This window comes from Paraconexibacter sp. (assembly GCF_041602235.1).
Taxonomy (GTDB): Bacteria; Actinomycetota; Thermoleophilia; order Solirubrobacterales; family Solirubrobacteraceae; genus Paraconexibacter.
In genome coordinates this window covers 1-9,065 of record NZ_JBFIGP010000147.1, presented here as the reverse complement: position 1 = coordinate 9,065, position 9,065 = coordinate 1, and the positions used below count along the sequence as shown (strand labels likewise).

Genomic DNA, 9,065 nt, shown 5'->3' with positions numbered 1-9,065 from the left:
CCTCGCGTCGCGCCTGGGACGCACGGGGTAGCGCTTCGGCGCCGTCGATCGGACGCCGTTCCGGGCGGGATCACCCGGCCCCGGACGGAGCTCGGCGAGGGGCGGAGGAGGCCCCGTGGTGAGCCGACCAACGTGGAGGCCTCGTTGCTAGGATGCCGGACCCCGGGCGATTAGCTCAGTCGGTTAGAGCGCTTCTCTGATAAGGAAGAGGTCCCAGGTTCGAATCCTGGATCGCCCACTCGTGAAGGTCCCGGCCCCGCAATTGCGGGCCATTCCCTTGGCTCTGCGGAAGGGCCTCGCGGTCAGAGCCACGCTGCGATCGCTTGTCCGATCGCCGGCCCCGAGTCTTCCTGGACGAAGTGCAGGCCAGGAACGGTGACCTCGGTCTGGTTGGGCCAGGTGCGGCAGAACTCGCGCTGCTCGCCGATGAGGATGGTGCCGGGGTCGGCGTTGATGAACAGCTTCCGCAGGTCGTCCGTGGTCGGCAGCCAGTCCGCGTAGTCGGCGCAGATCGCGGCGACGTCCGCGGGCTCACCTCCGATCGGGATCTGCCTCGGCCAGATCAGGGTCGGCAGGCGGTCGTCGCCGGGCCGCGCGAACGGCCGGCGATACTCCTCCATCTCCTCGGGGGCGAGCGTTCGCAGGATCGAGGACGGCAGGATCGTTTCGACGAACAGGTTCTTCTCGAGCACCATCTCCTCGCCGGCCGGTGACCGCAGTCCCTGGAAGATGCTGCGTGCCGCCTCCGGCCAGGCGTCCCAGCCGTCGAGCGGGCGCACGATTGCCTCCATGTAGGCGATGCCCCGCACGCGGTCGGAGTGGCGACGGGCCCAGTCGAAGCCGAGGGCGCTGCCCCAGTCGTGGACGACCAGGGTCACGTCGGAGCGGACCCCGACCGCTTCCAGGAACGCGTCGAGGAACTCCCGGTGGCGCACGAACGTGTAGCGGTCGGCGTCAGAGGCGGGGAGCTTGTCCGAATCACCCATGCCGATCAGGTCCGGTGCGATGCACCGTCCGTGATCCACGAGCTCCGGGATCACGGAGTGCCAGAGGTACGAAGAGGTCGGATTGCCGTGCAGGAGGACGATCGGCCGACCGTCGCCCTCGGCGATGTACGCCATCCGCCGGCCGAGCACCTCGACGTACTGCTTGTCATCGCTCCACGCCATCGACAGCCTCCTCCACCTGGATCCTGGTTCGTACGCTAGCGCGCGGACACGCGCGCTCCCAGACCAACCGGCACCCTGCCACCGCCCCAACTGTTAGGTTCGCCCGCAACGATCGCTGGATCCAGCGAAGCCCGAGCTGCAACAGGAGCACGCGACATGACCTTCCGTACCCCCCCGAGGGCCACGAGCCGACGCCGCAGGGTCGGTGGACCCGCCATGCTGGTGGCGGTGGCAGCGCTGGTGTCACCGGCGATCGCGGACGCGCATCTCGAGCGTCCGTCCTACTGGCCGGACCCGCGTCCCGACACGTCGGTCACGCCGCCGGCGGGAGGCAAGGTCCCGACCGCCCGGTCACTGGCCACGGCGGTCACCGGTGCGGGTCCCGGGAAGGTCCGCGTGGTGTGCAAGAGCGACTCCGTGAGCATCGTGAAGCGCTCCGTCGCCCTCGCCCGCAGCCGCGGGTACCGCCTGCGCCCGAGCCGGCCGCTGCGGCGCCTGTCGAAGAAGCAGGCGAAGAAGCTGATGTCGCAGAATCGCTCGCTCAAGCGGCGCTGCAAGTTCCGGTCGGTGCAGGCCGCGATCAACGCCAGCGGCAACAACGACCGCGTGGTCATCATGCCCGGGCGCTACGTGGAGCCCGAGTCGCGCAAGGCGCGGACCAACGACCCGAAGTGCACCCCGTCGCTGCTGCAGAACGATCAGCGCGGGACCCCGACGCCCAGCTACGCCTACCAGGCGACGTGCCCGAACGATCAGAACCTCATCCACGTGCTGGGGCGCGAGGTCAAGGGCAAGCCGACCGATCCGCCGAACCCCGACCGTCACGGCATCCCCGAGCAGGAGAACGGCGAGTGCGTGCGCTGCAACCTGCAGATCGAGGGCTCCGGTGTCATTCCGGAGGACGTGATCCTCGACGGCGGCAAGGACTACGAGCGGCCCCGTGACCCGCAGGACAAGCCCGGCGGCTACGCGAAGCACGTGGTCATGCGCACCGACCGCAGCGACGGGCTGGTCGTCCGCAACCTGCTGCTGCGCGGCGCACTCGAGCACGGCTTCTACACCGAGGAGACCGACGGCATCCTGCTCGACAAGGTGAAGTTCTTCTGGGCCGCCGACTACGGCCACCTGAGCTTCACCACCGATCACAACGTGATCCAGAACTGCGAGGCGTTCGGGGCCGGCGACGCCGGCGTGTACCCGGGTGCCTCACCGCAGACCGGCGACTACCGCAAGGAGAGCTTCTACCCCGAGAAGCGCTTCAACACCGTCGTCCGCCGGTGCGATCTGCACGGCTCGACGCTCGCCTACTCCGGCTCGATGGGCAACTCGGTGCGCGTGACCGAGAACCACATCTACGGAAACGCGACAGGTATCGCGAGCGACACGCTGTCGGCGCCCGGCCACCCCGGGTTCCCGGCCGACGGCATGCAGATCGACAACAACTACATGTACTCGAACAACCTCAACCTCTACTCGAAGAACCCGCCGGTGGTTCCGCTCGTGCCGATGCCGATCGGTACCGCGGTGATCTGGCCGGGGATGAACGGGGGCAAGGTGTTCAACAACTACATCTTCGACAACTGGCGGCACGGCGCGATGCTGTTCGCCGTGCCCGACCAGGTCGCGGGTGACCCGGAGGGCAACATCGACGAGAAGGTCCACTGCACCAACACCGCGATCTCGTCGACCTCCTGCTCCAACCAGTTCTACGGGAACAAGATGGGGCAGATCCCGCCGAAGTTCCGCTGGCCCACCGCGATCAACAAGTTCGGGAACAAGAGCGGGCCGAAGGACGCGAAGTCCCTGCCCAACGGCGTCGACTTCTGGTGGGACGAGTTCGTCGGCAACAACGACAACTGCTGGTTCGACAACACCGGCCCGGACGGCAAGGCGAGCAGCGTCACCGGCGCGGGCTCGGGCACCCCGCCGGACATCCTGCCGTCGGACTGCAAGAACAGCGGCGGCCCCGGCGACGTGATGAAGGAAGCGACGCTCCTGGACTGCTTCACCTGGTCGGCCGTGAGCAAGGACGGGGCGTTCCCGCTCTGCTACTGGTTCAAGATGCCGCCGCGTCCGGGCTCGGCCGCGGCCGCGCAGGAGCGGCGGGCGCAGCAGCGCGCGAAGGCGCAGTTCCTCCAGACGCCGTACGCAGACGCCCTGCGTCGCAGCCTCGACGCCGTCGCGGACGGAACGGCGTTCACCAGCAGGCATGGCTGATCTGCGCCGACGGACGCTCACCGCGGCGCTGCTGTTCGTCCTCGTCCCTGCGGCCGGCCTGGTCGCAGGGTGCGGCGACGACGGTGACTCCGCCAAGCGAGCGGCGTCGACGACGAGCGCCGCGCGCCCGCTGGGGGAGATGCTCGGGGGCTCCGTCGCCACACTGGCCCAGTGCTCGGACTGGAACCCGGGATCCACGCCGCGGAAGCTCGCGACGATCGCCGACATCCGCAGTCAGTTGAACCGCACCGATGCGGCCGTCGACGCTCCGCCGCTGTCGGACGAGGAGGCGATGCAGCTCTTCGATCGCGCGTGCGCTCCGACCTACGCCAGCGGCTTCCGGCTCTACGTGCTGTACGCGCGAGCGGCGGGCTTCGGGCCGCTGTTGCGCCAGGTCGAGAAGTAGGCGATCCGACGCAGGGCGCCTAGCCCTGCGGTGAGGTGCTCTCCTGCGACCGGGCCTCGGCGGCGTCGGCGCCCGTCCGCGTGACCATCGCGCCGCCGGCCGCCCCGCCGATGACGCGGCGCAGCAGCCAGGGAGCGACGTGCCGGACGACGGCGATCGCCCCGTAGGGGCGCGGGACGTAGCGCTCGGCCCGGCGGCGCAGGCCCGCGTCACGGATCGCGCGAGCGACGGTCTCCGGGGTCGACACGAGCCAGCGCGTCCAGGGGTTCGCGACCAGCTCTTGCGCGGGGAAGCCCTCGGTGGCGATGAATCCCGGCTGCACCAGACCCACGTGGACGCCATGGTCGCGCTCCTCCGCCCAGAGGGCATCCGACCAGCCGGCCAGCGCGAACTTCGACGCGCTGTACGCGCCACTGCCCGGACGGGCGACACGACCTGCAGTGCTGCCGACGTTGACGACCGCACTGGGAGCCGAGCGGCGCAGCAGCGGCAGGAGGGCCTCGGTGAGCCGGACCTGCGCGTCGAAGTTGAGCTCCATGGTCCGCTTGACGTTGGCGTAGCCGCCCTCCGAGAAGCGCGCACGCCACGCGGCGCCCGCGTTGTTCACGAGGAGGTCGAGCCGGCCATGGTGCTCCTCGACGTGGGCCCGGATGCGCCCTGGTGCGTCGTCGTCGACGAGGTCGGCCGCGACCCACGTGGTGCCCGGTCCGAGCTCGGAGGCAAGAGCGCGCAGCCGCTCCTCGCGCCGGGCGACGAGGATCAGCCGCGCCTGCGGCTCCGTCGCCAGGAGCCGGGCGGCGGATTCGCCGATCCCGCTCGACGCACCGGTGATGAGGATGACCGTGTCCGACATGCGGGGAGCGTACGCCCCCGGGCCGCTCAGGGCCGAGGCGGCGCGGGCAGGTCGGGCAGGGTGAACCGGAAGTCCGCTCCCGTCAGGCCGTCGCGCTCGGCCCGCTCGACCCAGATGGTGCCCCCGTGCGCCTCGATGGCCCGCTTGCAGATGGCCAGGCCGATGCCGCTGCCGGCACGGTCGGGTCCGGCGCCGCGGCCGCGCCCGAACATCTCGAAGATGCGCTGCCGGGCCTCGTCGTCCACGCCGATGCCGTCGTCGGCCACCGACACCTCCCAGCCGCCCTCGGTCCGGTCGGCGCGAACGTCGATCCGGGGGGCGGTCCCGTCGGGCACGAACTTCATCGCGTTGACCAGCAGGTTCTGGAAGACCTGACGCAGCAGCACGTGGTCACCGGTCACGGTCGGCAGCTCGTCGACGGTGACCACGGCGCCCGTGCTGTCGCGCATCGCGGTCAGCGTGGCGAGGGCCTCGTGCACCACGTGGGTCAGGTCGACCTCCTCCTGCGCGGGCTCGCCGGCACCCGCCCGCGCGTACCGCAGGAGGTCGTCGATGAGCCGCTGCATCCGGTCGACGGCCTCGACGGCGTACGCGATGAACTCGCGGGCGGTCGCGTCGAGCTGGGGCTCGTACCGGCGCTGGAGCAGCCCGAGGTAGCCGTCGACGATACGCAGCGGCTCGCTGAGGTCGTGCGAGGCGACGGAGGCGAACTGCTGCAGCTCGGCGTTCGAGCGCTCCAGCTCCCCGAGCGCCGCCTGCAGCTCCTCGTCGGCGTGCTGCCGCGCCGTCGCATCGCGGATCACGGCGGCGAAGAAGCGATGCCCGCCCTGGCTCCCGGTGGCCAGGGTCAGCTCGACCGGCACCTCGGTGCCGTCGCGGCGCAGGCCGCTCATCATCACCGGGCCCCGTCCGATCACGTGGGGCTGGCCGCCACCCAGCACGCGGAGCAGGCCCTGGCGGTGACCGTCGCGATGCTTGGGAGGTACGACGAGCTCGACCGACCGGCCGAGCACCTCGTCGGCCGACCATCCGAACAGCGCCTGCGCTCCGCCCGTCCACATCGTGATGCGTCCGGCGTCGTCGGCGACGACGATCGCGTCCGCGACGGCGTGCAGCGCGGTCAGCAGAAGGGCCTCGGACTCGACCGTGGCCTCCGGGGCCGGGGGGTCCTGATCCTGGTGGGGGCGGCGCATGGCTCGGGTGTCCTCATCGGTACGGCGGCGCCCCCGGCGGACCCCGAGGCTACCACCACCCACCCGGTGCGAGCCAGGGGCGCGGACCGCACGCGCCTATACTGGGCCGACCTTCCGGACCCCCGAGGAGTCAGTCAGTGCAGGAGATGGTCATCTACGGCGTGAGCTTCGACATGGTCGGCAAACAGCCGATCGTGCTGCTCAAGACCGTTGACAGCAACAAGTTCCTGCCGATCTGGATCGGTCACCCGGAGGCTGCCGCGATCCTGATGAAGCTCCAGGGCGCCACGACACCGAGGCCGATGACCCACGACCTGCTCGTGGACCTGCTCGGCGAGCTCGAGGTCAAGTGCACGAAGGTGCAAGTCACCGAGCTGCGGGACAACACGTTCTTCGCGTCGATCACGCTGACCTCCGGGGGCCGTGAGGTCGAGATCGACTCGCGCCCCAGCGACGCCCTGGCGCTCGCCGTCCGTGCGGGCGCCCCGATCTTCGCGGCCGACGAGGTCATCGCGGAGTCGGCGATCGAGTTCGAGCACGAGGTCGAGGACACCGAGGAGGTCGTCGACCGCTTCAAGGAGTTCCTCGACCAGGTGAGCCCCGAGGACTTCATGGGCGAGGACTGAGCCCGCCTCGGCGGGCGCTGCGCTCAGCGGTCGAGGGCGAGCTCGACGATCCGGCCGATCAGGGCGTCGAAGCTGATGCCGGCGGCCTCCGCCGCGAGCGGCAGGAGGCTCGTCTCGGTCAACCCGGGGACGGCGTTGGCCTCCAGGACCGTCAGCTCGCCCGTCTGGCGGTCGCGCATCAGGTCCACCCGGGAGAAGCCGCTGCACCCCAGCAGCCGGTGCACGGCCAGCGCGAGGTCCCGGGCCTGCTGCTCGGTCTCCGGCGGGAGCTCGGCCGGGCACACGAACCGGGTCTGGCCGATCGTGTACCGGGCCTCGAAGTCGTAGCCGTCCTCGTGCTCGGGGATCGCCTCGACGACCGGGAGCGCCTCGTCCCCGAGGATCGACACCGCGAGGTCGCTGCCCGAGATGTGGCGCTCGAGCAGCACCTTGGTGGAGTACGAGAACCCCGCGACCAGCGCGGCGGGAACGGCGCCGGGGTCGCCGGCGAACTTGATGCCCAGCGCCGAGCCCTGGTCGGCGGGCTTGATGACGAGCGGGAAGCCCAGGCGCTCCTCGATCGCTCCGAGCGCCTCGGCCGCGCCCAGCTCCTTGAACGCGGTCTCGTTGAACGACAGGAAGTCCGGGGTGGCGATGCCGGCGTCCCGCATCGCGTGCTTGGACAGGACCTTGTCGGTGCACCGGATGCAGGCGCTGACCCCCGAGCCCGTGTAAGGGATGTCGAGGACCTCCAGGAGCTCCTGCACCGTGCCGTCCTCACCGTCGCGCCCGTGCAGGGCGACGAACGCGACATCCGGCTCCATCGCGCGGAGACGGGCGACCAGGTCGTGCCCGACGTCGATGCCGACCACGCTGTGCCCCAGGCGCTCGAGGGCGTCCTCGACGCGCGCCCCGGAGGCCAGCGAGACGCCGCGCTCCAGCGAGCGCCCGCCCTTCAGCACGACGACCTTCAGTGCCTTCGCCATGCTCAGCCCCGGTCCCGCCGGGCCGCCTGGTCGCCGGCGTCGCGGCGCGGCAGCTCCAGGACGTCGGCGAGGGCCGGGTCCGGCTCGCGCGTCCCGGCCTCCGTCGGTGGCCGCGCCTCGGTGGCGAGCGGGCCGCCCGTGAGCGCGCGCAGCAGGTCCAGCTGCTCGGAGACGACCTCACCGATCCGCCGGATCCCCTCGCGGATGTCGTCGTCGCCCACGCCCGAGAAGTTCAGGCGCATCGACGTACCGCCGCGGCCGTCGAGGAACGCGCCGCGCCCGGGGACGAACGCGACGTTGCGGGTCAGCGCGCGGGCCAGGAGGTCCGTGGTGTCCAGACCGTCGGGGAGCGTGGCCCAGATGAACAGGCCGCCCTGCGGGCGGGTCCACGTGGCCTCGGCGGGCAGGTGCTCGGCGAGGGCGTCGAGCATCACGTCGCGGCGCCGGCGGTAGAGCTGCTTCTGGGCGTCGACGTAGTCGGTCCACCGGCTGCTGGCGAAGTACTCGCTGACGAAGATCTGCGACAGCGTGGACGAGCAGAGGTCGCTGCCCTGCTTGCCCTGGTTCATCTTCTGCAGGACGGGGCGCGGAGCCACCGCCCAGCCGATGCGGATCCCGGGGGAGATGATCTTCGAGAACGTCCCGAGCGAGATCACGAAGTCCCCACCGTCCAGCGACCGCAGCGTCGGGAGCGGGTCCCCCTCGTAGCGCAGCAGGCCGTAGGGGTTGTCCTCCAGGATCAGCAGCTCGCGCTCGCGGGCGATCTGGACGAGCCGCTGGCGCCGCGGCAGGGACATCGTCACGCCGGCCGGGTTCTGGAAGTTGGGGATGACGTAGATGAACTTCGGGGTGCGGCCCTCGCGGTCGAGGTCGGCGAGCGCCTCCTCGAGGATGTCGATCCGCATGCCGTCGGCGTCCATCTCGATCTGGCGCACGTCCGCCTGGTAGCTCGAGAACGCGGGGACCGCGCCGGGATAGGTCGGGGCCTCGGCGATGATCACGTCCCCGGGGTTCACGAGCGTCTTGCAGACCAGGTCGATCACCTGCTGTCCGCCCGTGGTGACGAGGATGTCGGCGGGGTCGACCACCGTGCCCTCCGCCTCCATGACCTGGACGATGCAGTCCTTCACGTCCGCCGTGCCCTCCGTCGGGCCGTACTGGAGCGTGCGCGCGAGCGCCGTCTGCGCGATGGCGCCCATGATCTCGGCGAACTGCCCGGGCGGGAAGGTCGAGGTGTCGGGCAGGCCTCCGGCGAGCGAGATCACCTCGGGCCGCTCGGTGATCGCCATCAGGTCGCGCATCGCCGACGACGTCATGACCTTGGTGCGATCGGCGAACAGCCCGGCGTAGCGCTCGAGGTCGCGCGACGAGGAGGCCCGCTGCGGGCGACGGGGCATGCCTGATGGTTCGCCGTGACCGGCGTTCGGACCTTCTTCCTCTATCGTCATGCGCCTCCCACGGTAGCGGGCCGCACCGGGCGTCCGCCCTCCCCGTGGAAGCCCACCACACCCATGCGAGCTCTCCTCGACAGCCTTCAGGGCGCCGGTCTGGCCGGTGCCGCCGGCCTGCGGCCGTTCCTCCCGACCCTCGTCGCCGGCGCGTGCGCCTCCGCCGACCTGGGCATCGACTTCGACGG

Annotated in this window: 8 protein-coding genes and 1 tRNA gene; 4 read left to right on the top strand and 5 right to left on the bottom strand. The window is 70.9% G+C overall.

The window, feature by feature from the left end; translation table 11 throughout:
• The first annotated feature begins 164 nt into the window (after nt 1–164).
• Nucleotides 165–238 (top strand) — tRNA-Ile (locus ABYE80_RS12515).
• Between the two features lie 64 nt (nt 239–302).
• Here the strand turns inward: ABYE80_RS12515 and ABYE80_RS12510 are convergent.
• The gene (locus tag ABYE80_RS12510; protein ID WP_372790619.1) at nt 303–1,169 is read right to left on the bottom strand and encodes a haloalkane dehalogenase; all 867 of its coding nucleotides are present in this window, start codon (nt 1,167–1,169) and stop codon (nt 303–305) included.
• A 156-nt stretch (nt 1,170–1,325) separates the two neighbouring features.
• Between ABYE80_RS12510 and ABYE80_RS12505 the strand changes: the two genes are divergently transcribed.
• Both ABYE80_RS12505 and ABYE80_RS12500 read left to right on the top strand, forming a co-directional pair.
• The gene (locus tag ABYE80_RS12505) at nt 1,326–3,386 is read left to right on the top strand and encodes a hypothetical protein (RefSeq protein WP_372790618.1); all 2,061 of its coding nucleotides are present in this window, start codon (nt 1,326–1,328) and stop codon (nt 3,384–3,386) included.
• Nucleotides 3,379–3,792 (top strand): hypothetical protein, encoded by a 414-nt coding sequence (locus ABYE80_RS12500; RefSeq protein WP_372790617.1) that lies wholly within the window; start codon nt 3,379–3,381, stop codon nt 3,790–3,792. The genes ABYE80_RS12505 and ABYE80_RS12500 overlap by 8 nt, the downstream gene beginning before the upstream one ends.
• A 19-nt stretch (nt 3,793–3,811) precedes the next feature.
• Here ABYE80_RS12500 and ABYE80_RS12495 read toward each other — a convergent pair whose 3' ends face one another.
• Entirely contained in the window at nt 3,812–4,645 is an 834-nt protein-coding gene (locus tag ABYE80_RS12495) for an SDR family NAD(P)-dependent oxidoreductase (protein ID WP_372790616.1), read from the bottom strand.
• Nucleotides 4,646–4,671: 26 nt separating this feature from the next.
• Nucleotides 4,672–5,838: an ATP-binding protein gene (locus ABYE80_RS12490; RefSeq protein WP_372790615.1), complete on the bottom strand. Its 1,167-nt coding sequence runs from the start codon at nt 5,836–5,838 to the stop codon at nt 4,672–4,674.
• A gap of 146 nt (nt 5,839–5,984) precedes the next feature.
• On the opposite strand from ABYE80_RS12490, the gene ABYE80_RS12485 reads away from it, so the two are divergent.
• The gene (locus ABYE80_RS12485; protein WP_372790620.1) at nt 5,985–6,464 is read left to right on the top strand and encodes a bifunctional nuclease family protein; all 480 of its coding nucleotides are present in this window, start codon (nt 5,985–5,987) and stop codon (nt 6,462–6,464) included.
• A gap of 23 nt (nt 6,465–6,487) precedes the next feature.
• Here the strand turns inward: ABYE80_RS12485 and ABYE80_RS12480 are convergent, their stop codons facing one another.
• On the bottom strand, nt 6,488–7,429 hold the full coding sequence (locus ABYE80_RS12480; RefSeq protein ID WP_372790614.1) for a D-alanine--D-alanine ligase: 942 nt from the start codon (nt 7,427–7,429) through the stop codon (nt 6,488–6,490).
• 2 nt (nt 7,430–7,431) lie between these two features.
• On the bottom strand, nt 7,432–8,826 hold the full coding sequence (locus tag ABYE80_RS12475) for a PLP-dependent aminotransferase family protein (protein ID WP_372790613.1): 1,395 nt from the start codon (nt 8,824–8,826) through the stop codon (nt 7,432–7,434).
• Between the last annotated feature and the right edge of the window lie 239 nt (nt 8,827–9,065).